The 25405-nt window shown below is 59.7% G+C and carries 18 protein-coding genes and 1 pseudogene; 12 read left to right on the top strand and 7 right to left on the bottom strand.

Annotation, left to right across the window (positions count from 1 at the left end):
• Complete coding sequence (locus tag LDN75_RS05860; RefSeq protein ID WP_223936218.1) at positions 1-3417, top strand: ATP-binding protein; 3417 nt, start codon at positions 1-3, stop codon at positions 3415-3417.
• The gene (locus LDN75_RS05855; protein ID WP_223936217.1) at positions 3407-4687 is read left to right on the top strand and encodes a DUF3322 and DUF2220 domain-containing protein; all 1281 of its coding nucleotides are present in this window, start codon (positions 3407-3409) and stop codon (positions 4685-4687) included. The genes LDN75_RS05860 and LDN75_RS05855 overlap by 11 nt, the downstream gene beginning before the upstream one ends.
• Here LDN75_RS05855 and LDN75_RS05850 read toward each other — a convergent pair.
• Complete coding sequence (locus tag LDN75_RS05850) at positions 4684-6312, bottom strand: WD40 repeat domain-containing protein (RefSeq protein ID WP_223937499.1); 1629 nt, start codon at positions 6310-6312, stop codon at positions 4684-4686. The genes LDN75_RS05855 and LDN75_RS05850 overlap by 4 nt on opposite strands.
• Before the next feature lie 1617 nt (positions 6313-7929).
• Between LDN75_RS05850 and LDN75_RS05840 the strand changes: the two genes are divergently transcribed.
• The 6 genes from LDN75_RS05840 to LDN75_RS05815 all read left to right on the top strand — a co-directional run bounded on the left by LDN75_RS05840 (position 7930) and on the right by LDN75_RS05815 (position 14178).
• Positions 7930-8295, top strand: coding sequence for a TfoX/Sxy family protein (locus LDN75_RS05840; RefSeq protein WP_223936216.1), 366 nt, complete (start codon positions 7930-7932; stop codon positions 8293-8295).
• Positions 8296-8350: 55 nt separating this feature from the next.
• Positions 8351-9214 carry an SDR family NAD(P)-dependent oxidoreductase gene (locus tag LDN75_RS05835; RefSeq protein ID WP_223936215.1) on the top strand — a complete coding sequence of 288 codons (864 nt, stop codon included), beginning with the start codon at positions 8351-8353 and terminating at the stop codon, positions 9212-9214.
• A gap of 67 nt (positions 9215-9281) precedes the next feature.
• A complete protein-coding gene (locus tag LDN75_RS05830; protein WP_223936214.1) occupies positions 9282-10523 on the top strand; it encodes an NAD(P)/FAD-dependent oxidoreductase in 1242 nt (413 codons plus the stop codon).
• Between the two features lie 163 nt (positions 10524-10686).
• Complete coding sequence (locus LDN75_RS05825) at positions 10687-13035, top strand: hypothetical protein (RefSeq protein WP_223936213.1); 2349 nt, start codon at positions 10687-10689, stop codon at positions 13033-13035.
• Positions 13036-13110: 75 nt separating this feature from the next.
• Positions 13111-13884: an alpha/beta hydrolase gene (locus LDN75_RS05820; RefSeq protein ID WP_223936212.1), complete on the top strand. Its 774-nt coding sequence runs from the start codon at positions 13111-13113 to the stop codon at positions 13882-13884.
• A 144-nt stretch (positions 13885-14028) separates the two neighbouring features.
• Positions 14029-14178 carry a hypothetical protein gene (locus LDN75_RS05815; protein ID WP_223936211.1) on the top strand — a complete coding sequence of 50 codons (150 nt, stop codon included), beginning with the start codon at positions 14029-14031 and terminating at the stop codon, positions 14176-14178.
• 471 nt (positions 14179-14649) lie between these two features.
• On the opposite strand, the gene LDN75_RS05810 is transcribed toward LDN75_RS05815, so the two are convergent.
• From LDN75_RS05810 to LDN75_RS05790, 5 genes are all read right to left on the bottom strand, one after another.
• Positions 14650-15078 (bottom strand): hypothetical protein, encoded by a 429-nt coding sequence (locus tag LDN75_RS05810; RefSeq protein WP_223936210.1) that lies wholly within the window; start codon positions 15076-15078, stop codon positions 14650-14652.
• Positions 15079-15393: 315 nt separating this feature from the next.
• A complete protein-coding gene (locus LDN75_RS05805) occupies positions 15394-16590 on the bottom strand; it encodes an FtsX-like permease family protein (RefSeq protein WP_223936209.1) in 1197 nt (398 codons plus the stop codon).
• The gene (locus LDN75_RS05800) at positions 16577-17197 is read right to left on the bottom strand and encodes an ABC transporter ATP-binding protein (RefSeq protein WP_223937498.1); all 621 of its coding nucleotides are present in this window, start codon (positions 17195-17197) and stop codon (positions 16577-16579) included. Before LDN75_RS05800 ends, LDN75_RS05805 begins: the two co-directional genes overlap by 14 nt.
• 82 nt (positions 17198-17279) lie before the next feature.
• The gene (locus LDN75_RS05795; RefSeq protein WP_223936208.1) at positions 17280-18506 is read right to left on the bottom strand and encodes a hypothetical protein; all 1227 of its coding nucleotides are present in this window, start codon (positions 18504-18506) and stop codon (positions 17280-17282) included.
• On the bottom strand, positions 18507-19397 hold the full coding sequence (locus LDN75_RS05790; RefSeq protein WP_223936207.1) for a hypothetical protein: 891 nt from the start codon (positions 19395-19397) through the stop codon (positions 18507-18509).
• Between the two features lie 555 nt (positions 19398-19952).
• Here LDN75_RS05790 and LDN75_RS05785 point away from each other — a divergent pair.
• From LDN75_RS05785 to LDN75_RS05765, 4 genes and pseudogenes are all read left to right on the top strand, one after another.
• Complete coding sequence (locus LDN75_RS05785) at positions 19953-20972, top strand: agmatine deiminase family protein (RefSeq protein WP_223936206.1); 1020 nt, start codon at positions 19953-19955, stop codon at positions 20970-20972.
• A 466-nt stretch (positions 20973-21438) separates the two neighbouring features.
• Positions 21439-23117, top strand: a pseudogene (locus LDN75_RS05775) (Mu transposase C-terminal domain-containing protein).
• Positions 23111-24031 (top strand): TniB family NTP-binding protein, encoded by a 921-nt coding sequence (locus LDN75_RS05770; protein ID WP_223936203.1) that lies wholly within the window; start codon positions 23111-23113, stop codon positions 24029-24031. Before LDN75_RS05775 ends, LDN75_RS05770 begins: the two are co-directional and overlap by 7 nt.
• Positions 24032-24081: 50 nt before the next feature.
• Positions 24082-25113, top strand: coding sequence for a TniQ family protein (locus tag LDN75_RS05765; protein ID WP_263422345.1), 1032 nt, complete (start codon positions 24082-24084; stop codon positions 25111-25113).
• An 11-nt stretch (positions 25114-25124) separates the two neighbouring features.
• Here the strand turns inward: LDN75_RS05765 and LDN75_RS05760 are convergent, their stop codons facing one another.
• Entirely contained in the window at positions 25125-25250 is a 126-nt protein-coding gene (locus LDN75_RS05760) for a recombinase family protein (protein ID WP_223936201.1), read from the bottom strand.
• Positions 25251-25405 lie beyond the last annotated feature (155 nt).

Here is a 25405-nt window from a genome sequence, read left to right as displayed (position 1 = left end):
ATGACCACTGACGTTCAGGACACGCTGTTCAGCATCGACGACACCACAGAAAATGCGGACGACGGCGGCCTGCCGCCCGGGTTCCGACTCCAGCGTTTGGAGCTGCTCAACTGGGGCACATTCCACGGCGGCGTGCGGACGTTCCGTTTGGATGGCGCCAACAGCCTGCTGACCGGCGACATCGGCTCCGGGAAGTCGACCGTCGTGGACGCGATCACTACCCTGCTTTTGCCTGCCAACCGGATCGAGTACAACAAGGCCGCCGGCGCGCAGAAGCGGGAACGCACGCTGATGTCCTACGTCAGGGGCTTCCACAAGAGCACGCGGAGCACTGGCGGCGAGTACTCCAAACCCGTGGCGTTACGGGCACCGGGCGCGCTATCAGTGGTCCTCGGCGTCTTCCACAACGCGGTGCTCAACAAGACCGTGACGCTGGCCATCACCTTGTGGACCATGCAGGAAGCCGGGCAGCCAACGCGGTTCTACTCATTGGCCGAGAAGGAGCAATCGATCGCGAACGATTTCTCCAACTTCGGTCAGGATCCCGCCAAGCTGAAGAAAAAGCTGCGAGCGGAGGGCGTTACGGTCCACGACACCTTCGATCCGTATGCGGCGGCGTTCAAGCGACACTTTGGCATCAGCGGCAATCAGGCGATGGAGCTGTTCCACCGCACCGTCTCGATGAAGCAAGTGGAGAACATCACCCATTTCGTCCGGACCAACATGCTGGAAGACGATGACGTCGAAGCAAGGATCAGCAAGCTGATCGGCCACTTTGACGATCTCAAGAAAGCACACGAGGCCGTGGTCCGGGCGAAGGATCAGATCGAGCTCTTGAAGCCCATCCGCGAAGGTGCTGCCACGCACCAGAAGCTCAGCGCGGCCGAAGACCAAGCGCGCAAGCAACGGGATCAGCTGCATCCATGGTTCACGGACCAGCAACTCACGCTGAGCCTGGAACATCAAGCCGAGCTCGAGCGGACGGGACAGAAGCTCCGCGAAGACAGCACGCAGCTGACCTCGGACATTGCCCGGCTGCGGCACGAACTCGCGATCGTGCTAGAGGACATCCGGACCAGCGGTGGCGGCCGGCTTGCTGCCATCGATGCTGAAGTGGCGCAACATGAAGAGGCGTCCCAAGCGCAACGCAAGCGCTTCGAGCAATACACAAGTGCCGCCGTCGAACTTGGATTGAACGCTCCCGAAGACCGGGTGCTGTTCGACGCTAACCGGCAACGCCTAAGCCAGGTAGAGCAGGACGTTGCCGGCCGGGCCGCGGAGTTGCAGGATCGTCGAACGGCTTTGCATTCGGAGCTCAGGGAGCTGGCAGCGCGCAGGGATGATCTCGACGCCGAACTGGCCAGCCTTGGCTCCCGGCAGACGCTGCTGGCTCGTCCGCAGTTGGAGCTCCGGCGTCGTATTTGCGAGGGCACCGGCATCGCCGAGTCGGCGCTCCCCTACGCTGCCGAGCTGTTGCGCGTCCGCGACGGCGAGGCCGAGTGGGAAGGCGCGGCTGAACGTACGCTGAGGAGCTTTGCGCTCCAGCTGCTCGTGTCCGCTGAGCACTATGCGGCGGTGAGTTCATGGGTTGACGCGAATGACCTCAGGGGCAAGCTGGTGTACCGGCGGATTGGCGACTCGTACCCACAACGGCCTTCCGCGCCCGGGACGCTGGGTGCGAAGATCGCGATCAAACAGGGCACCCCGTTCCGCGATTTCCTGCTGGATGAGCTCATCACCCGGTTCGATTACGTCTGCTGCGACACTATGGAGGACTTCCGCCGGCATCCCAAGGCGCTGACGGTTAATGGTCAGTTGAAGGGATCGCGGGGAAGGCATGAGAAGGACGACCGCACTGGCCTGACAGACCGGCGGACATTTGTCCTGGGCTGGGACAACCACGAGAAGATCGTGCGGATTCGGGCTGAGCGGGACGACGTTGACGGCAGGCATCGGAGCGTCGGGACGCAGCTGGCAAAGGTGGACGCGTCGCTGGGTGACGCTGCCCGGCTGAACCGCTTGCTGGGCAATGTTGGGTCTGTGACCGAGTTTGCGGAGATCAGCTGGCAGGTGACTGCCCGCCGGGTCCAAGAGCTCATGGATGAGAAGCTCCAACTCCAGCAAGCGAGCAGCGTGTTGCAGCAGCTGACGGTCAAGGAGTCCGAGGTTGCTGCCAGGATCGAGAAGCTTCAGGAGCGCTCTGACAAGGTTCAGCAGCGGCTCGGGGCCAACGAAAAGGACGCCCGGGACATCGCAACGGTGATCGAGGAATGTCGCCTGACCTTGCAGGAACAACCGCTAACGGACGACGGCGAGGTACTGGCTGCCGTAGCGCGGCTCACTGCCGAGACACTCGGTGAAAAGTCCCTCACCTACCGGAATACCGTTTCGACGGAGAGTTCGGTCCGTTCGGGGCTGACCGGGACGATCGATGCCTTGACCAAACGGATCGCCACGGCGGCTGCTTCCACTGTCCGGCTCATGGCGGACTTCCGCAACAAGTATCCTAACGAGACCACGGACATTGACGCGACACTGGAGGCTGCCGAGGAGTTCAACCGGCTCCTCGAGCAACTGGAACGAGATGACCTACCCCGGTTCGAGGCGCGCTTCAAGGACTCGCTGACGCAGAACACCATCCACGAGGTGGTGGCGTTCAACGCGTTCCTGGACAGCCGCCGGCAGGACATCGTGAACCGGATCAGCGAGATCAACCTGTCCTTGGCGGAGATCGAGTACAACCCGGGCAGGCACGTCCAACTGGAGCATCAGAACTCCACGGACTTGGATGTGCGGCAGTTCGGGATCGACCTGCGGGCCTGCTCCGAGGGCACCATCGGTGATGACGATCAGTACTCGGAGCAGAAGTACCTGCAGGTGGAACGGCTGATCGAGCGGTTCCGTGGCCGTGAAGGTTTCACCACCCTGGACGAGCGCTGGACGGCGAAGGTGACGGACGTGCGGAACTGGTTTACGTTCTCGGCATCGGAGAAGTGGACAGAGACCGGTGAGGAGTTTGAGCACTTCACAGATTCGGGCGGCAAGTCCGGCGGCCAGAAAGAGAAGCTCGCATACACGATCCTTGCGGCGGCCTTGGCGTTCCAGTTCGGGTTGGCTTCCGTGAAGAGCGCCTCGCGCCTCGGCGCAGGTGGTCCTGCCAAGGGGAGGAGCTTCCGTTTTGTGGTGATTGACGAGGCGTTTGGGCGTGGCTCTGACGAGTCGGCACGGTACGGCATGGAGCTGTTCCAGCGGATGAAACTGCAACTGCTGATCGTCACACCGCTGCAGAAGATCAACGTCATTGAGCCGTTTGTGGCACACGTGGGCTTCGTCGCCAACACCAACGGCAACGACTCCCAGCTTCGTAACATGACCATCACCGAGTACCGCGAGGAACGGGAGAAGCGTGCCGGCTAAGTCTGCTCCTGCCCATCGTTGGACCACTCTGGCAGGGTTGCGGGCGCTGTCTGTTACCGCTTGGGACCGCGGCCAGCTCCTGCGGGAGGCTCTGGAGCCGACTGACGTATATCCGCGGCGTCGAGCGTTGAAGCGGCCCTCCGCAACGGAACTGCGGGACGATTATGCTGCCGCCCGCGAATGGGCTGCTGAGCTCTTCGCCGATGTGGGGCCGTACAGCCTGGAAACGGTCGACGTCGGCCGCACCACCATCGGGTCAAACCAACTTCCCGCCGTGGCCGTGTTTGATTCGGTGGAGGACGAGGTTGCGTTTGTTGGTAAGGCGCGGGAGCTGCGACGGTTCCGTGCCCTGGCGTCTTCACTTCTAGCTCTTGATCCCTTGTTGAAGGCGTGGGCGCTAAAGCGACCACTTGCACTGTTGGAGTTGGGCGACGCGGCGTTGACTGCTGCACGAGTGGCACTATGGCTGCGTGACAACCCCTCCCCCGGTGTTTATGTGCGGCAGCTGAGCCTGCCTGGGGTTCACACGAAGTTCATCGAGACACACCGCAGGACAATTGATGAGATAACCGCCGTGGTGGAGCCTGCGGAGGGCTCGGAACAACCCGCCGGTGCGGCGCCTGACGAGCTTCTTAAGGTGGCGGAAGCTTCGGTCGCCGATGAGTCCTTGCTGGAAAGACCGACCGCCCGAACACGGGCTGCACGGTTCGCGGAGCGCCACGGTTTCCTCCATCAGCCGGAGCAAGTCCGATTCCGTGTGTTGGATTCGTCGATCCCCTTGCTGGGTGACGCCCGGGACATCACGGTGACGGCTTCCGGGTTCGAGTCCCTCAGGCTTCCGGTGAGCACAGTGATCATCACCGAGAACCTCGTGAATTTCCTGGCCCTCCCGGATCGGCCAGCCACGCTGGCAATCTTCGGCGCCGGCTACGGCTTCTCATCTCTCCGGGATGCGGCGTGGCTGCAGGACTGTGAGGTTCTGTACTGGGGTGACCTGGACACCCATGGCTTCCGCATCCTGGACCAATTGCGGTCAGTCCATCCGCATGTATCGAGCGTGCTGATGGACGAAGAAACGCTACAGGTGCATCGGGATGCTTGGAGCGTGGAATCCTCACCTTCACGTGCTGTGTTGAGTCGGCTGAAACCTGAGGAAGCTCGCGTCTATGAAGCTTTGCAGGCAGGAAGCTACGGAGACCGAGTGCGGCTGGAGCAGGAGCTGATTGGCTGGGAGTGGGCGTTGGATCGGCTTGGTGTTCGCCGTCGCTAGATCATCCAGATTCGCGCAGCATAATCAGCGCCGCCGGTGGCTAAGCGACGGCCGTCTGGGCTGAACGCCACCGCCCTTACGGCCTTGTCGTGTCGGACCTCCAGGAGCTGCGCCCCAGTGGTGGCATTCCAAATCCGCGCGACGTTGTCGTCACCTCCGGTGGCCAAACGGGTCCCGTCAGGGCTGAATGCGACGGCTTTGACGGGCTTCCCATGGCGCACCTCTAGCAAGCGGTTGCCACTGTCTGCTGCCCAGACCCTGGCAGACTTGTCATCACTGCCAGTCGCCAAAATCGACCCGTCCGGGCTGAACGCGACTGCCGTCACGCCAGCCAGTGCATGGCGGACCTCCAGCAGTTGAGCTCCTGTTGTCGAATTCCAGATACGGGCCACCCTGTCATCACTTCCAGTGGCCAGTCGGTATCCATCCAGACTGAAGGCAACTGCCCTTACCGCCTTCGTATGGCTAATTTCGAATAGATAGGCTCCTGTGGAGGCATTCCAGATCCGCACTGTCTTGTCTTCGCAGCTTGTGGCCAGCCGCGCACCATCGGGGCTGAATGCCACAGCTGTAACTGAGCTGATCACTGCAGCATGCTGAACTTTGATTAGCTCATTTCCCCTTGACGCGTCCCAAACGTACGCCGTGCTGCCCATGACACCGGCAGCCACACGCGAACCGTCTGGACTAAATGCCAATGCCATGATCATTCCGCGGAGGAACCCTTTGGTTTCCTTTGTCATGATGGCATTGCCGTTGTTACAGTCCCAGACCCTAGCCATGTTGTCCCAGCCTCCAGTGGCAAGTCGGCCACCGTCGGGGCTGAAGGCAACAGCACGAACCTCGCCTTTGTGGCGCACCACCAACAGCTCGGAGCCAGGGCTTCGGCTTTGGACCGCTTGCTCTGCCGAATGAGGCGTTACAGCAGCCTGTGCAGGCGTATTGCCGACAGCACGACCGGAAGCGGTTTCGAAGACATCAGTAATATCTCGCACGCCCGCCTGGACATCACGAGTCGGAGCCTGGCCGGTGCTGGGCGGAGCTTGATCCGGCGCGTCGTAGGTCTTGCCGGACTGATAGCCGAACAGCGCAATTCGGGCCAATGTCGCCAGCCCATCCGGGTCGGCGGCGGCAGAATCGATAGCGCTCAGTGCGGAGTCCGACGCTAGGACTGCCCGCCAATCCTCGGCAGCCGCATATCGACGGATTTCTGCTTCCAGGCTAGCGACCTTTTGCTTTAGCTCGCAGGCTTCCAGGCGTGCGCCGGCGTCGGGGAAATCCGGTTCGTTTCGCAGCTGAGCATAGCTACTCGCAGCTGCAGCCCAGTGGCGTGCCTCCTCCTCTGAACGGGCCTTACGGTAAGTTTCTTCAAGGTACGCCTTGCGCCGGGCAGTCTCTCGCAGCCCCGCGGCATCTTGATATTCAGCGTCCAAGGTGAGCAGTTGATCGAAGAGACTGACGGCCGTCCCATACTGTTTCAGATACAACTTCGAAATTGCACGATCGTACAACTCGATTAATTGTGTTCGATCGTTTTGGAGGAATTGTTCTGTAGGACTCTGGACTTTCCTGGGCTTCCCCCCAATGTTGAATAGTTGTGTGGATCCGCCGCGCACATACAACACAGGCGTGACCCATTCCAGCGAGCCAAGGCCTAGTATGGCCCTCCGCCCACTGCCTGCAGCCGTGTCAACGTCCCGTCCATGGGCTATGGCACTGTAGAAACCATGCGAGAACGCGATCGCGGCGTCGTCAGTAACGGTGAACTGCATGGCGGCAACCGCATTTATCCCCCCGCGCACGAGCGCTGCAGCTGTCCCGGAAAATAGGTCCTCCCTCCCAGCCGCCCCTGAGGCGCACGAATTCAACACGACCAGACGAGGTGTGGGTTGCGCCTCACGGAGGAGTTGCATCAGCCTCGAAGCCGGAACCATGTTCGTTCGCCCATGGACTGACTCGAGAGCAATGCGGCCTTCCTGGGTCCGGACGTCGTAGTCTCCATGGCCGATAAAGTGCAGGATATGCCAGGGACCCTCCATCAATGTGTTCTGGATTGCCTGCCAGGTGGCGTCTGGAGCCCAGACCAGATCCGTTAGTCCGGCGGCCACGGGTCCGCTTACGGCGTCAGTTAGTCGTTGCCTTTCTGCATCTGCATCCAGCCCGGCCAAATCGTAGGGTGCTGAAACAACACCTAGGATCCTCAGCGGAACCATCACGTCGAGGGGGCGAACACTGTAATCCACAGCGGGGATCCGACGAAGAAGGGGCATATCTTGGCACAAGTAGGAGCCCGTATCCGGGTCGAAGAGCAGTTCCCACGGCAACGCAGCCAATTCGGGCGCGGCAAGCCTGAGAACGACCCGCAACGGCCGCCCAGAATGCTGAGCGGCTCCCAGGCTGGAACGGTACGTCCCTCCAACCGAACCAGCGAAGATCGCCCTAAATAGCTGCTCTCCAACCTCGTGCAGGGGTTTCTCTGCCGCCGGGATCGTCCTGCGCGCAGACACGGCAGAGGCCAAAATCCTATCCTCCAGCTCGGTCAGCCTGCCAAGAACCCCGTCCACATCGAGCTCGAACCTGCCGGACGATTCGCCCCCTGACGGCGACGTGATCACGCGGACCAAATAGTCACCAGAACCATGGGTAATTTCGAGCTCAATATCACCGTCCATCGTCTGCCCCGCCGCTCATCAACGTGGTCTGCCATCCCAGTTCTAAGAATCTATTCAGGGAGGACCAACTATGGATTTAAGAGTGACGCACGCGTTTGCCCACCACAAGTAGTAATCGGGCCGGATCCGGTTTATGGTATTCGGCAACAGATAGCACTCTCCAAATTCCCAAAGGAGCGCCGGCGCCCACACGCAAAGACTTCCCTATGGGATTCTCCTCGCGTAATTGGGCCACCGGCGTCTAGGCCTGCGTGAGCTCCAAGTATCGGTTGCGGCTGTGCCCCTGGAGATGAATATTGGTCCGCCACGGTGGGGGCCGTGGTGCCTACCGCTGGACCTTCAAAGACCGGCTCAAATATGCAGGTCCCAAACGGCTGGCACGGGCTTAAAGTTCACCCCAAGGCGGCAATCCCGGACTTCTTTCTGCGTGCAGGTGGTTGTAAAGCTACAAAATGACGAGACTTGGAATGGCGCCACGGGTTACCAAAACGTGCAACGGCTGCGGCGATCGCGCCGTATGCTGCAGACATATCCCCTCTCGCACGGTCCATTACCTAGGAGGACAAGCAAATGCAGATGCCCAAGCCCTCGGACGCCGACAAGGAGCGCTTCCGTTCTGTGCTGCCCGATCATCCGGATGTCGTCGTCAAACCGATGTTCGGCAATCTTGGCGCTTTCGTGAATGGGAACATGTTTGCGGGACTGTTCGGCCCCACCATAGGCATCCGTCTTTCCGACGCCGATAAGGCCGAGCTCGAGGCTGATCATGAAACTCAACCCTTCGGTCCCGAAGAACGTCCCATGGGCGGATACACCGGTCTTCCGGAAGCTTGGAACGATGACGCTGAGAAGGCCGAGCCATGGGTGGCCAAAGCCTTTGACTACGTGGCCGGGCTACCAGCGAAGAAGCCCAAAGCACGGCCTTCCAAGGACTAGATACCAGGCGCTCGCAAAACCCGCCGAATCGTGCTGAGATCAGGCTATGGTCTCCATGAATGGACGAACGGCCCTGGTGACCGGCGCGACAGGTGGTCTTGCTAAGGCCATCGCCACTGCTTTGGCCCGCGAAGGTGCCACCGTCGTCGTGGTCGGGCGGACAAAAGCGCGGGCAGAAGAGGCCATGCGCGACATCGGCGCCGCGGTCCCGGCCGCGACCTTGGAGCCTCTTGCCTGCGATCTCTCAAGCCAGTCGTCAATCCGCTCGGCGGCTGAGGACTTCCTTTCCCGCCACGACGAGCTTCACGTGCTCGTCAACGCGGCCGGTGTGTTCCGAAAGGAGCGCCATGTCACCGCAGATGGCCTGGAGCTCACGTTCGCTACGAATGTGATGGGCTACTTTCTGCTCACCAATCTGCTCCTTGAAGCACTCAAGCGCGGTGGAAGCACAGACGACAGAATGCCTTCCCGGATAGTGAACATCGCTTCAAAGTATTCGGGCGGCCCCTCGGTAACCAAGATCGATTTCGACGACCTTCAAACGGCACAGGGCACCTACAGCTACCTGCGCTCTACCCCGCCGACAATGCTCGGCCGGGTTCTCTTGACGCAGGAGTTCACGGAGCGCCTTCGCGGATCAAACGTGGTCGTCAACGCAGTCCATCCGGGCCTCGTCAAGCACACCGGTCTTCTGCAGGACGTTGGCGGACCGTTCCGCTGGGTGACAAACACTTTCGGCAAGCCTGCGGAGAAAGCAGCCGATACACCCGTCTGGCTAGCCACCGCTCCAGAAGCTGCGTCAGTGTCCGGCAAGCTCTGGGCGAAGCGCAAGGAGCTGCCGACGCCGGGCATGGGCTCTGATCCCGCCGCCCGGAAGCGGCTGTGGGAAGAGTGCACGCGCTTGTCGAAAATCCTGTGATCTGACGGCCAAGAGCCCAGGCAAACTGCCCTCCCGCGCCCGCACCTCCAAGCGTAAAATCCACCCCATGGGACGCACCCCGGAAACGGTCATCATCGGCGGAGGCCAAGCGGGACTCGCCACGAGCTACTGGCTGACCCAGGCCGGCGTCGAGCATCAAATCCTGGAAAGGCGCGACTCGCTGGGAGGTGCGTTCCAGGACCGGTGGGACGGGTTCTACATGAACACGCCGAACCTCGCACTGGGCCTGCCTGGGATGCCTTATTCCGGTGACGAACCGGACGAGTTCATACCGCGGATCGCTGCCGTGAACCTCTTCAGACGGTACGCGGAAGTGATCAATGCTCCGGTCCGCACCGGCGTGGACGTGACTCGGCTGGCGACGTCGGCGGATGGGTTCACCATCGAGTCGTCGCTCGGGCACATGCAAGCACGCAACGTCGTCCTGGCGACCGGTGCCTATCAAGTCCCGAAGGTTCCCACCGTTGCTGGCAACCTGCCGCAGAACATCTTCCAACTCCACACCCACGAGTACCGCAATCCCGGGCAGCTACCTGATGGCGCTGTGCTGATTGTCGGGACCGGGCAGTCGGGCGGGCAGATCGCCGAGGAACTGCACGCGGCGGGCCGCGAAGTGCACCTGGCTGTCTCCACGTGCCCCGAAGCGCCGCGCCGGTACCGCGGCCACGACCTCATCTACTGGCTGCTGGAAGTCGGCATGCACGGGCCGGACTACGGCATCCATGCCCTCACCCGCGAGGGGCTCCCCTCCCCTGCGGCCCGTTTCGCTTGCAACCCGCTGCTCTCCGGCACAGACGGCGGCCACAACATCCACCTCCGCGAGCTGGGCCGCCGCGGCATGCATCTACACGGCCACTTGGAAAACATCGACGACGGCGCCATCACCTTCAGCGACGACCTCCCCGAACGCCTCGCAACCGTGGAGTCAACGTTCGCCCAGCGCTCCGGACGCGCGATCGAGGCATACATCGCGGCCGCGGGCATCGAAGCACCCGAGCAACCGCCGGAGCCCGAGGACGACTGGCTGCCAGCAGAACCGGCCAAACTGAACCTTGCCGACGAAAACATCACAGCCATCCTGTGGGCAACGGGCTACAAGCTCGATCTGAGCTTCATCGACATGCCCGTGCTGGACGAATGGGGCTACCCGCGGCACTCGCGCGGAGTCATGGAACGCCCTGGCCTGTACGCAGTGGGCCTGCCCTGGCTCACGCGGCACTACTCGTCGATCGTTGGAGGGGTGGGCCTGGATGCGGAGTACGTGGCCGGCAGGATTGCGGGGGCCTGAGAACTGGTAACGAGTCGGAAGCAGCGAAGCCCGTTTAAATTTCCATGGTGCCAAGTGATCATAGTTCCGTGCCACTCATGACATCGTTGCTCAAGACTCCAATCCGGGGCATGATCAATCCAGCAATGTCTCCGTCACAGCTTCATCAGACAAAGGGGTCCATGTGAATATCTCTGACGTACTGCGCGCCGTCGAACTTGGATCGGATGTCGCAGAGAATGAACCTGCGCTCGAAGCATATTTCATTGAGACGAATGACTTTAGACTCATCCTCGAAGATGAAGCCGACCTAATTCTAGGAGTAAAGGGAAGCGGCAAGAGTGCCATCTCGCGCATACTCGCCTCGGACAGCTTCGACATTCCTGCACTTGAAGACGTTGATATTATTCCAGCTTTCAATACTGGTCGCAGTGCTTTCTTTGCTCGAGTCCCCAGCGATGCAGGCGAAAAGACTTTCCGACGACTTTGGGTAGCGTTTGTTATTTCTCTGGTTGGAAACCGGCTTCTTGACCACCATGATGAATTCTTTGATGGGGAGACGCTGCGAAAGCAACTCAAAGAGTCGGACCTGCTGTCCACCGGCGCAGGTGGAATGTCAATTTGGAAGAGGCTGACCAAGTCCATCCGATCTTTTACTCCCGAGGCCTCCATTGAAGTCAACGAATCCGGCCTACCCGTCTTAACCACGCGAGCGAAACATAACTTCGATGAGAACGATTTGGACCAGGAGACGAGCCCTGCGTGGCTTGATGACGACTTTGATCCAGACGACATAGTCCAGGCGTTAGTCGAGATACTCGACAGCATTGGCATGCGGATGTGGGTGGTTCTCGATCGTTTGGATGAAGCGTTCATTGATCGACAGGACATCGAAAAGGACGCTCTCAGGGGTCTGCTACGCGCTCACCTGGACCTTGGCTCTTTCGGTCGGAACATACGACTCAAAGTCTTCCTTCGATCGGACATATTTGACCGCGTGACGCGAGGTGCTGGCTTCCTCAACCTTGACCACCTCCGGGTCCTTCGTCTCCACTGGACACGTCAAACGATTGAACATCTTATTGTAGAAAGGGTGGCATCGAGTCCTGCACTCGCAAGTTACATTCCGGAAGTAGCGTCCACCCGACACACAAAATGGGTGCCTGCGATATTGAACCGGACCATCCCGCCCAAGGTTAGTTTTAATGCAGGCCGATCAAACGAATCAATGCCAGGGATCACCTGGTGCCTCACTAAAACGACTGACGGACTGAAAGAGTACAGTCCGCGGAACGTCCTCACGTTGCTAAGGGAGGCGCAACGGTACGCTCTTAGCCGTCCGGATAACAAAACCCGGCGGTATGACAGAAGCCGCTCCCTTTTGGATGCAGCAGATCTGGATGTTGGATGGAAGCGCGTTTCGAACGCCCGGCTTGTTGACACATTGTTTGCCGAGTTCAATGACATCCGTGCCGCTTGTGAAAAGTTCCGAAACGGGACACAACGGATGCGGAAAACTTTTCTTTTGAAGGCACTGCAGGAGCTCGAAGGTGACTTTTCGCAGATTGTGACGAACTTGAAGTACGCCGGCTTTCTTATTGAACTGTCGCCTGACCTCTATGAAGTGGCTGACATATATGTTCCCGCCCTCAACATTAAGCCTGGAACTTCGGGGTCAAAAGACGTGTCCAATCCTCAGAAGTCGTCTACCAGACCATTGGCGCCGGGTGAAAGCCTGGCGGAACAGGCCCGCGTGTTCTTGGCGGCTCGCGACTATGAGTCCGCCTTGAAAGTCGCCCTGAGCGGAGAGAAGAATCAGGTCGAGTCAATCGTCGTTGCTGCAGATGCCGCACTCCGCTCGGCTCGGCAGCCATTACTGCAGGGAGCACTTGAGGCCCTGAATGATGTCTCCCGTCCTACAAACCATCTTGTTGCTCGTGGCGTGGCTTTGAACTTGGCACTCGATCGCGTGCCAGCAGCCCTTGACCTCATCAGCAGGCAGCCGGAAAGGAAGGCAGAAGTTGTTTGCCATCACCTCGTTGGCGCATTCGGGAACGACGTCTCATTGGAGCGGGAGGCTTGGAGATCGCTATTGGGACAGCTCGCGGCTCTGCCTCCCAATTGGAGTTACCTGATCCCAGTAACGGCCGGAAGCCGACTTCTGGCAGTCAGTCGCGGGCTTGCACAGGAAGCTGAACTCATGGCCCTATCCAGGGTCGTGTTCGATCAATGGTGGCCGAGGCCGGTTGATAGATGGACTCCTCATGCCAGGAAGATCACGCATTCTCTAACAAACTACGTCAGAGACTCGGAGAAGGGCAGGCGCCCAAGCCTCCACCCGTACCAGGTCGTGTCCCTGTGGGCGACACTGGGTCATTTTGGAGAGTCTCCCAGAGAACTAAGATCATCGCTGGTCATCGCCACGGCCAAACGGCTTCATCTGGCCGAGAATCACCATCGTGACAACTTCAGGGAGTGGGCCGAGCTCGACGACTACGCCGAAGAGATCGCACGTCACGCTGGGATCTTCTAGGACGCCAAATTCGCTTTCGCTCATACGGAGGCAACCGCCCTCCCCCTCGACCCACCCAAAGCGTAGGGTTCACCCATGGAAGCAATCCGCGCGTTCTTTCTTCCAGGAAGCGTCCTTCCTGCTGCGCCCGCCTACACCGACCTCATCAAAGCGCTGGGCCCTGACGTAGATGCGTTTGCGAAGGACTTGGACCTCTACGAGGCCGACGAGCCGCCACCCAATTGGTCGCTTGATACCGAGGTCGATGGAGTCCTCCGCGAAGCAGACGCCAAGCAGTGGGACACGTTCCACCTTGTCGGCTACTCCGGTGGAGGAGCTGCTGCCCTCGCCTTCGCTGCCAGGCACCCCGAGCGCCTGCTCAGCCTGACCCTCTTGGAACCTGCCTGGGCGGGAGATTGGGATTGGAGCAAGGCTCACTCCCGGTTGTGGAAGCGTTTTGAGGACCTCGAGTCGCTTCCGCCTGAGCAGTACATGGAGGCGTTCGCGAGGCTGGGAGTAAGGCCCGACGTCGTCCTTCCGCCTCCGCCGGCAGGTGACCCGCCGCCGTGGATGGCTAAACGACCTGCAGGAATCAAAGCGTTCCTGCGCGATTTCGAGAAGTACAACCTGGACCGCGAGCAACTCAGCACGTTCGCAAAACCAGTCTTGTTCGTGCTCGGAGGGCTAAGCAACCCGGACCAGTACGGGGATATCGCAGATCGGCTGTCCAGGGTTTTCCGGGATTATCGAGTGGAGGTGTTTGAAGATCGTCACCACTTCGATCCCCCGCACCGGATCGAACCCGAACGGCTCGCCGAGCTTCTAAGGGAGCACTGGAACCGCGCGGAGGAGATCAATCGCGCCGACTGAATCTACGGATGCCGTCATCATCGGCGCAGCCCAGCCGGGACTCGCGACGAGCTATTGGCTGACCCCAGGGGGCGACGAGCATCGGATACCGGAGCGTCGGGATTCCCTGGGTGGCGCATTCCAGGACGCTCGCACGGGTTCTATATGAACACGCCGAACTTCACACTGGACCTTTCCTGCATGCCCTACACCGGCGACGAGCCTGAGGCCTTCATTCCCCGCAACGCAGTGGTCAACCTCCTCAGGAAATACGCGGAGGGGATCGGCGCACCGTCCACACGGGCGTGGACGTAACGCAGCTGGCCACTTCCCCGGACGGCCGATTCAGCATTGACTCGTCGTTCGGGCACATGAAAGCCCGCAACGTGGTGCTTGCAACCGGCGCGTACCAGGTCCCCGAGGTGCAAGCGCGGCTAACCTGGCCCAGGCGAACATAACGTCGATCGGGCAACCGGATACAACCTCGATCTGTCCTTCATCGACATCCCAGTGCTGGATGAATGGGGCTACCCAAAGCACACGGCAGGCATCACCGAACAGCCTGGTCTGTACGCCATACCGCTTCCATGGCTGACACGGCGCTACTCCTCGATCCTCGGCAGCGTGGGGCTGGACGCGGAGAACGTGGCTTTCCTACGCTGCTGGAGCCTGAATGGATAGCTCAGACAGGAGCGCGAGCCTGTCTCTCCTTGGTCAATTTCGGTACTTAATCCACGAACGCTAGAGCAGCCGCAACCGGGACTTCAACTGCGGCTGCCCTCTTCCCTAGAAGAGCTCGTGAGCGTCGTTTACCTCAGACCAGCTCGCGCCGCCCGAACCACCGTAGGGATAAAGTGCATACCAAATCGGTTGCCTTGATAGTGTGATGGCGTATTTGACTCCACCAGCGTAATTGATCAAATTCACAGTGCCGATTTGATCTCGATTCCAGAATGATTTCACCTTGTCCTGGAACTGGGTGCCAGCCGCGTTACCAGCGCCCCAAACGAGGCCTCCATGCGTGGCCCCATAATAGAACTGCCGCTTACCAGCACTCGGTAGATCATTGCCAGACGTCACGTTAGTGAAACAGATTTCACCTGCTGCGCACGCAATAGCACCATCACCACTGTCTGCATGGGCAACTGCCGCACCCGCACCGATACTTGCTAGGGCGATTGAACCAGCAAAACCAATCTTCGTGATCTTATTCAATTTTTCCCCAATTCCAAATAGTCCGGTCCCTACTGCTTAGTAGGAAGCAAGTCCCGATCGGACCTTGCAAGTTTGATAATAGCGCAGAAAGAGCAATTTAAGTCGCTATTCTTGTTTAATTTAAAAATGCCAAAATATCTATTTTCAATCTTTGGCACGACAATTAAAGCGCTCACGGCAGGGAGACGGACTATATTCGCGCTTCTGGATAAAAAACTCAGAATCCGCGCATTTATGAAGTTTTGAAGATATCTACGTGGCGCCTTGTTTCAGTCGTCATTCGCGCTATCCGGAACCTGTATTCAGACGGCTGTATCAGCGCGCCAATGCCTGCACTGGACTTATTTTTGTTGCTCGCAAAGCAGGCCACAGGCCTGCCAGAACACCGGAAACGGTGCCGCCCAACATCGCACAAATGACTATCTGGGCATCAAGCACCGGAACCCATCTGTTGATGAGAGAAATCATCAGTACAAGTCCGCTCCCCAGCGAGCTCCCCACCGCCCCGCCGACAATACCTAGCATCGTTGTTTCCATAAGGACCTGCGTGAAGATATCGACGCGTCTGGCGCCCATTGCGCGACGAAGGCCAAACTCCGGGATTCGAGCCGACATTGCAGCCATGGCAGCGTTTCCGATCGAGATACAACCGATGAAAAGAGTCAACGTACTCACGAGGAGCGCCATCAAAGTCACATTCGATGAGACTTCCTGGCGAAGAGTCTTGGGATCAGGCGGGGCGACTACCTTGATCCGATCCGGCGTTCCTGGAGAAAGGGCCAAGGCCAACTGACCTCCGACCTGCTCAGCCGCACCAGGGGTCGTCTCCACAATAACTTTTGTGGAGTTCAGGTCAGTTCTGTACATGGCCAAGGTTGACTGCGGGGCTATGGCACCACCAATAGTGTCTCCGAGCCGATCGGCATCGTCGTAAATTCCGGCGAGTGTCATAGTAAGACCGCCAACATCCACTGCGGCACCAATCGTCCGCACTCCGATTTGCCGGGCAGCATTGGCCGAGAGCAGTACTACACGGTCCGCCCTGGTCACGTGACCGGCATCAATTGAGCGCCCAGCGACCATTCGGAGACCTACGGCTTGGAGGCTGCCGGCGTCGAGGCCGAAGAGAGGAAGGCGAAACCTCTCAGCATCCGGACTGTACGGGTGCGCGACGGGGATTCCGCTGTAAGCGTCAACACGGCCGCACGACGCTGTTCCCGCAAGCTGCTGTGTACGTTTGAGACCGTCCGCCGTTATCCAATTTGACTGCTGGCCCGTATCAATCTCGTCAAGCTCGGCCGTTACCGTTGTAGCACGGCGAACGTCGAAACTCGTTGAAACTTGCTGACCTATAGTGCTCGTGAGACCCAAAGCTGCAACGAAAGACAGGCAGCCTAGAACCACGCCAACGGACGTGAGCAGGGAGCGAGCGGGTGCAATGTACGTCGATAACCACGCTTCCCGCGTCAGGTCTCGAAGAGCAAGTCCCTTGGCTAATTTACGTCTCGTCATTGAGTTCAACCCTCCCGTCCCGCACCACCACTCGTGTCTTTGCAGACTCGGCTATCTTCTGGTCGTGCGTAATTAGGACCACAGTGATTCCGCTGCTGTTCAGTTCTTGCAGCAGACCGAGGACCTTTCCGCTATTTGTGCTATCCAGATTTCCGGTCGGTTCGTCGCAGAGCAGTACGGAGGGCTCGAGAGCCAGCGCTCTCGCAAACGCCACCCGTTGTTTCTCGCCGCCAGATAATTGTCTGGGGTCCTTGCTTGTGTAGTGGGCCAGACCAACTTTTCGGAGCGATTCGAATGCGCGTTCCTTGCGTTCCTGTCTGGAACGAATGGAGTACAGCATTCCCATCTCAACGTTGTCCAGAACCGAACGTCCAGGTAAGAGGTGAAAAGATTGAAAGACAAATCCGAAGAGCCGACCTCGTAGTCTGAGGATGGTCCGTTCGTCTGTAAGATCAACGGTTTCACCATGCGCCATATACAAGCCGGCGGATGGACGATCGAGCAGCCCGATGACATTCATAAGGGTTGACTTTCCAGCGCCTGAGGGTCCGGTGATTGCAAGGAAGTCTCCGTCATGAATACTTAAATCCGTCGGATGGAGCCCCACAGGGGATCCCGCGTTGGCGTACAACTTCGAGATCCCCTGCAAAGTGATCAAGGGCCGTGAAGGTAAGGCCACGTTTTCGCGACTAGGATTTCCCGACGACAAGTTCCGAACCTTCTTCCAAAGGAAAATCGGACGTTCGAATCGCCACCCATCCCCCAGCAGTGTCGCCCAGCGTGACCCCTATTCGCATACTTCCTGCGCTTTCCGGACGTTCGACGTAGCTCGATCCATCAGGATTGGTGTACACCGCAGTGAGCGGCACCGCGGTCACCGGTGACAACGCACCACCACTTGAGATAGTCACCTTGTCGGTTTGTCCGGTTGGGGATTGAACTCCGCCGCCATTGTTGAACTCCAGCTTGACGAGGACACCACTGCCGACCTCTGATACATCGGTTATGTCTGTGGCTACTTCGACGACTTTCAGGTCGAGTTCGGGGCCTCCGGATTGCGAAATCTTGGCCGCATCACCGGGTTTGAGATTTTGCGCTTGAGCAACCGGAATCGCGGTGTGGACAACAATAGAACCTGCAGTTGCACTACCGAGGCTTTTCGTCTCGGCGGTGATTTCGGTTCCGACTTGGACGTCGCGCGTCTCCAGACGTTGAACTTCACGTGGAAGAGCGAGAACTTGCTGCGGGAGCAGTATCACGCCTTTGACGGGCGCGGCAGCTTGCTGTTTCGAGTCTTCCACGGCGGTGGAAGACTCGATTGTTGGCAGCATTGGCTTGGCTTCCTGAGCAGAGTCAGCTGCGGAGACGTGATAGCCGATGTTCGCAAGGTGCCTCGTCAGTGCATTTGAAGTCGCGCCATCGAAGCTGTCGTTTGCTTGGCCGAGAAGGCCCATCGTAACTAGGGACTTCTCGAGTTGTTCCACGTCTGGACCGCTGAGGCCCTCATGGAGTTCCCGATACGCCCGGAATGGCCAGGAGAATGCGAAAACTGGTAATCCATTGACTTCAAGGACAGGACTGCCCTCATAAATAGGTTGGCCGACTTGCATCGGAGTGCCTGTCACCACTCCACCGGAAGAAATAAGTGCAGGTGGAAGCGGAACGACCAAGCCGGGCGTCTGAATTGCCTTTCCACGAGTGACTATCTGTTCATGAAGCGGCCTCACCTCAACGCCCACGGTGAGCTGCGTCGGCCGAGGTGGCGCAGCGTCAGCCAACGCCTGGGCAGGCGACTTGAACGCACTTGCGCTGATCATCATCGTGACGACGAGAGCTACAACTACCAATCCAATCAGGGCGATGCCAATAACGCGTCTAGATATCCGTCGGCTTGCGGACGGCCCGGAAAGTTCCATCTAGCTCGTCCCAAATTTGGCACCGGTGGCAGACTTCGCAAGCGCCTCAACCTGAGGGGACAGTTCACTCAATTGCCCTTCGTACTTGGCAATCGCGCTGGTGGCAGCTGCTACCCGTTCCCGAACATATTCGTCGCGGTAGCCCGAGTCGACTGTGCATTTGTAGTACTCGACGGCGAGCTTGGACTCTTGCTCCGTTGGAACATACGGCGCTGCTGGAAGCCCTCGCGACGAGAAATTACCTACGGCTGGCGGCTCATCCGGCTCGGCGCGCTCCGCTTTCCCGAAAGGAATGCCAAACGTCATACCGTAGCGAGAGTTCTTATCGGCTCTAATATTGTAGCCTTTGTCCGTCAGGCATTTCACTGTGAAATCGACGATCTTGTTCCAGTTGTCCAAAGAGACGGCCAATAGTGCTGAGGTTAAATTGTTCTGGATTTCAACGTATTCGTTGTAAGTCTTCTCTGCATCGGGGCCAATTGCAGTCCACGATTCGCGCGCACATATGTCCGTTGCTTCGTCAATGGACGCGTCCCTAACGATCACTTTAGGAAGACTCGCCGGGAGTGACTCCCCGAAGCCACGTTGCTGCGCATCATCTTCGCTGAGAAAGAGCCCAGTCGGCAGATTTGCGCTCGGAAGTCTATCGCGGGCCGACTGTGTTTCTTGATAGCCAACCATGGCATCCCGAAACTGCGGGAAACCTTCAGCGGCCAAGCAGTCGAGACGGAGTCTTCGTTCCTCAACTCGAAGCGTGTCCAATGCTTCAGCCTTAAAGGCGTCAAATGGATTGCCTTGCTGGATGGCATCGTCGTTAGTACTAGTACTGCATGCCGACAGTACGAAGCTGGATACCAAAAGTATTTGCATGACCAATTGCTTCTTCTTCATCTTCCCCACTATCAGAAGCGAGCCAACAATGCGTCCAGAGAGTTCGACTATTCAGTTGACCCGTGAGATAGCCAACTATGACTTCTGCGAGGTGTCAATGAATACGCGAATTTTGCTCAGAATTCTGATTGCCGGAAGAAATACGGAGACTTCTTTCGCTAGAGCGCGTCACGATCCCCTCACTAACAACACATGTAGTGGGGACTTACATGTTGAAAACCGGGTCGCCGTTAATTGATCCTCGGCGCTCGAGATCATTGTTCATTACACCTACGCGTCGCCCCAGAAGGTGTGGGGGCGTGAATCCGTGAGCCTTCGCCTTCTTGCGAGCATGCCGTAAATCACCCCGGCACTACTCAGCTCTACTCGGCGGCATGCGACCGGACGCTGACTACGTGGCGGGGCAAAGGTTATTGCAGCCTTAATGGTGACGTCGGACAGGACCGGATGCCTATCCCTACTGGTCCATTTCGGACATATCCCCCACCCCAGGCGTCCCCTCAACCAGAGCGTAGCGCTGCATCACGGCACCCTTCGGCGAGGCGACCACCAGCCATGAGCTGGATAATGCCCAGTGAAACGGCCCCCCAGGAAAGGATCTGGATGGCATTTCCGCCAGAGCGATCCTCAATAGGCCACACCGCGGAGGAAACCCATGAGGCCCGCACTGCGTGGGCAGCGGTGGCGCACGCAGTGGCGGAATTCGAGCCGGTCACAATGGTCGTGGACCCGCCGGACATTGCTGCCGCCCGGACCTATCTTTCGGCTGCCATCGATTTGGTGGAGGTGCCCCTCGATGATGCCCGGATGCGGGACATCGGGCCCACATTCGTCACCGACGACGGCGGCCGGTTGGGTGGGGTGGACTGGGTCTTCAACGGCTGGGGGCAGCAGGACTGGGCCACTTGGGACAAAGACTCCGGGGTCGGTGCGGAAGTGGTAAGGCTGTCAGGGGCCGAACTGCTGGACAGTCCTCTGGTCAATGAAGGCGGCGGGATCCAGGTGGACGGTCTGGGCACCGTGCTGGTCACCGAGACGGTGCAGCTGGATAAGTTCCGGAACCCGCACCGGACCAAGGCGGACGTCGAAGCCGAGCTGGCCCGCACCATCGGAGCGACGCATGTCATCTGGCTGCCGCGCGGGCTGACCCGTGATTCGCAGGAACTCGGAACCCGCGGACATGTGGACATCGTGGCCGCTATCCCCTCGCCCGGTGTGCTGCTGGTCCACTCCCAACGCAACCCATCGCACCCGGACTTCCCTATCACCGCCGACATCATCGCGATGCTCGCCGGGACTCGCGATGCCCAGGGCCGTGCCTGGGACATCGTCGAGGTACCGGCCCCTGACACACTGCGCGACGAGCTCGACTGGGTCGACTACAGCTACATCAACCACTTGGTGGTGAACGGTGGCGTCATCGCCTGCAGTTTCGAGGACCCCGCGGACGCTGGAGCCCGCCGGATCCTGGAGCAGGCGTACCCGGGCCGCAAAGTAGTGATGGTCGATGCCCGTCCCATCTTCGCCCGGGGCGGCGGCATCCACTGCATCACCCAGCATCAGCCGGCCGTCTGACCGCAGCAGTCCTTAGCCCCCGCAGTGGGGGGCGTAACCCGCCGCCCACTACGATGGTCCAGTCGATGACTAAACCTTTGGTGGGTAGCCTCAGTTACGGAAAGCCCATCGGTCCCCCACCGGTGGGCTTTCTTCGTCTCACGGTTCAGATCTGACGCGGCAGGCGGCGAACCTGATTACCAGCGAGCCCGACCTGCTCTGGTCCTCACTCCCTACAGGCATCCCGGTGCGCCGTCCCAGTTCCTCACAACCGGGACACATCGGGGCGGGACACTCCCCCAGAGACGCTGTCATTGTTCGCAGTCGCTTGCACTGATGTCCTCTCTATTCCGCGGTGTGCGCAACCGCCTATGACCACGTATTGATCGAAGCCGGCTGCACAAACGAGTCATTTCGCGTCCCACGGCTCTGGACTAGGTTTTTCGTATGGGTGTTCTGTTCTCGGCCCTGTTCCCGCGGTGACGAAATGACGGACAACGATGTTCCGCTCTTCAGTCATGGCCTATTGGCCATGACCGAAGAGGACTGGGATACCGCGGTCCGAACCGCCGCCGTGATCACTCCCCTGTCGCAGCGGGACGTAATAGGGCTCAGCGCTGCGGCCGAAGCTGCAGCGCAGCTGGGTGTGTCCCTGCGGCAGGTCTATGTTCTGGTTGATCGGTGCAGGCGCGGTTCCGGCAACGCAACCGACCTGTTGCGAGGGCAGTCAGATGGCGGACGCGGGACCTGGCGCTTGGCCGGGCCCGTCGAAGACGTACTGCAGGACTTGATTCGGGCCCGTTATCTGAAGCGGCAAAAGCTATCCTTGGCGGCCCTTCACCGCGATGTCGTCCAAGCTTGTTCCTCAAAGGTCTGGCCGCACCCTCCCGGAGCACAGTTGCCCGCCGGATAGCAGCCCTGCATCCTGTCGACGTCACCCGTCGGAGGGAAGGCGCAGACGCAGCGCGTCCTTTGCAGGCAGCCGGCGGCTCGCCTCCAACCGTTAATCGCCCGCTGGACCAAGTGCAGATCGACCACACCGTGATTGACCTGATCGTGGTGGACGAGCACGACCGGCAACCCGTGGGACGGCCATACCTGACAGTGGCCATAGATGCGTTCAGTCGATGCGTGGTCGGGATGGTCCTCACATTGGAGCTACCTTCAGCGGTTTCGGTAGGACTTTGCCTGGCGCACGCCTGCTGCGACAAGCGACCCTGGCTGGAGCGTCTTGGGATCGAGGCGAACTGGCCGATGAGCGGCAAGCCCGAACAGCTATACGTCGACAACGCGGCGGAGTTCAAGAGCGAGGCTCTAAAGCGAGGCTGTGAGCAGCATGCCATCAGACTCGCATACCGCCCGCCGGGAAGGCCGCACTACGGCGGAATTGTGGAACGAGTCATCGGCACGGCCATGACCATGGTCCATGAACTACCTGGAACGACCTTTTCCAACACAGCTCAGCGCGGTACCTACAACGCCGAGAAGATGGCGTCATTGACGCTGCGGGAAGTGGAACGCTGGCTGATCCTTGCAGTAGCCGGCTATCACGGCAGCGTCCACAGCAGTCTGCACCAAACACCCGCGGCCCGATGGGCCGAAGGGATCGCTGCATCTCCTACCAGCCCATCGGTGGCAGCGAACCCCACCGCGTTCCTCGTGGACTTTCTTCCCGTCATCCGAAGGACGCTGAGTCGGACAGGATTCGTCATCGACCACGTCCACTACTTCGCCAACGCACTCAAGCCATGGATCGCCCGGCGCAAAAAGCTGGGAAAGTTCGTCATCCGCCGAGACCCACGCGATATCAGTCGAGTCTGGGTTCTCGACCCGGAAGGACATCACTACATCGAAGTGCCTTACCGCATTTTGTCCCACCCTGCGGTCACGCTCTGGGAACATCGTCAGGCCCTGGAGCGGCTCCGACGTGACGGAAGGGCCTGCGTCGACGAGCTGGACCTTTTCCGCATGATTTCCCTGAGGCGCGAGATCGCCCAATCCGCGCGGAAGACTACCAGGAAGACGCGCAGAGAGAACGAACATCGCGGACACCTAGCTGCGGCAGAGACTCTCCCGACAGTACCTGAGCCGCCAGAATCGCCCGGGGCCAACACTGACGCGAGCAGACCGGACGTTGTGCCGTTTGAAGAAATCGAGGAATGGTAGGCGTGGACGAAGAACTTACGGCGCAGGATCTTGACCATCTTGGGGCCACTGCGCAGGCAGCAGCCCGATTGCCGGATGCTGAGCGGATCAAAAGGATCCGCTCTGACCGGTGGATTGGCTATCCTCGAGCCCAGACCACCTTGGCCAGGCTGGAGACTTTCTACGATTGGCCGACGAAGCAGCGGATGCCGAATCTGCTGCTGGTCGGGCCGACCAACAACGGCAAATCCATGATCATCGAGAAGTTCCGACGCCGGCACCCGTCTATCTCCGAACCTGATCGCGAGCACATTCCAGTTCTAAGCATCCAGATGCCCTCGGACCCATCAGTCAGCCGCTTCTACGCTGCCCTCCTGGACGCGACAGGAGCCCCACCACGGCCCAGGCAGCGGCTGGCCGACCAGGAACGGCTCGCTCTATCCGTCCTGCGGAGCGTGGGGGTTCGGATGCTTGTCATTGACGAGCTTCATAACGTGCTCTCAGGAAGGGACAGCAGCAGGCGAGAATTTCTTAACCTCTTGCGCTTCCTCGGCAACGAACTCCGGATCCCCCTTGTCGGCGTCGGAACCCGCGACGCGTACTTGGCGATCCGTTCCGATGACCAGCTGGAGAACCGCTTCGAGCCCATCACACTCCCGCGCTGGAAGGAAGACGCCGACACCCTGTCGCTGCTCGCCAGCTTTGCTTCCTCGTTCCCGCTCCGCAAACGTTCAACGATCGCCACCACCGAGATGGCAAACTACCTGCTGGCACGCAGCGAAGCAACCATCGGGGAACTGACGCTGCTGCTGACAGAAGCAGCAGTCGCCGCCGTGGACAGCGGCGACGAAGCAATCAACCACAGCAGCCTGAGCCTGGCTGCCTACGCTGGCCCGAGCGAACGTCGCCGCCTTCTTGAACGCGAGCTGGCATGACGGTGCCGACGCGGTGGCCACAACACCCACGGCCGCGAGAGGGTGAGGCTTTGTCGTCCTGGCTGGCGCGCCTCTCGGGTTGCTACTCCATGAGCCTCCGGCGTCTTCTCGATTCGGCAATGGAGGGCGTCGAAGTCCCTGAAGATGATCTTGACCTCTCCCCTTCGCCAGCATTGCTGCGGACACTAACTCAGCGGACGGGAGTCTCTCCGGAAACGCTCAACCGCATGAGCCTGATCGGCTGGACCCCTTGGCTAACAGACTCCCTCGAAGCCGAGCCTGCCGCGTTCAATACTTACGTCGGCCAATTCTCCGTCCTGCTTGCCCGGGGAGGACGGCCCCCTCGGACCGTGGCGGACTGGCGGGCCTGGATCCCTAGCAATCCGTTGAGCAGGGCATGTCCACAGTGCCTCGACGACCCCTCCCTGCAAGGACTGCTCCTCGCTTGGAAGCTGCCGTTGATGCTCAGCTGCCCTGAACACGGGTGCTTTCTGGAACCGTGTATCGGCGTTCGCGGTAACTTCGTCATTCTGGCTCCCACGGATTCGCGACATGGAAACTCCGGCGCGCTTGTCCGCGCCATGGACAGACTCACCTGGCAGGCTCTCACCACCGGTTATGTGGAGCTGCCCCGCCGGGCTGTACATGCGGGAGTCTGGTTCCGGTTGCTGCGGACCATCATTGATGAGCTGAGTGGACCGTTGTCCGAGTGGGGTGTCCAGGCTGCTGGCCTTGAGCGACTGTGGGGCGAGTGCGATCTGCCCTTGCGTGGAGGGCTCCCCCGGTGGCAACCCTTCGAAGACGCGCCTTGGGAGCAACAGGCAAACCTGCTCATGGGGGTAGCCCAAGCAGTCGACGCCCTGATGTCAGGCCACATGGCCGGCCGGGGCACATCTGCGCACCTCTTCCTTCCAGAACCGGAACACCCTATCGGTGACGGCACCCCGCCCAGGCCAACGGTCCTGCGGGACGCCGTGGCGAAACTGGACAGGATCACCGCGGCTGCGCTCGGCAACCCCAAAACCGCACAGGCACTCTTCGATCTCGCCGCCAGCGCCGTGCTCCGGAACAGATCCTTATAGACCTTCGGCTGTCAGGCTTTCCGGTGGTCGGGGTGGGAGGTGATGTATTTATCCGGAATGCCTTCGGACCTCAACGCCTCGATCTGACGATCAAGATCCTGCTTCGCGGTGGAGACCCTGGCGTACCCAATATCCATGCCTCAAATGTACCGAAAATTGCTTTGTACGGATCCGATGGGACATTCCGGTGAGCATAGTTCTGGGACGAAATCCCAAGGCGTGTTGCATCCTTTGAGAATGCCCGGCCAAGCCGTCCCACTCCCAAGGGAGTGGGACACTTAAGCGTGTAGCG

The sequence above is a fragment of the Arthrobacter sp. StoSoilB5 genome (genome assembly GCF_019977235.1).
GTDB lineage: Bacteria > Actinomycetota > Actinomycetes > Actinomycetales > Micrococcaceae > Arthrobacter.
This window is presented reverse-complemented; position numbering and strand designations above follow the sequence as displayed.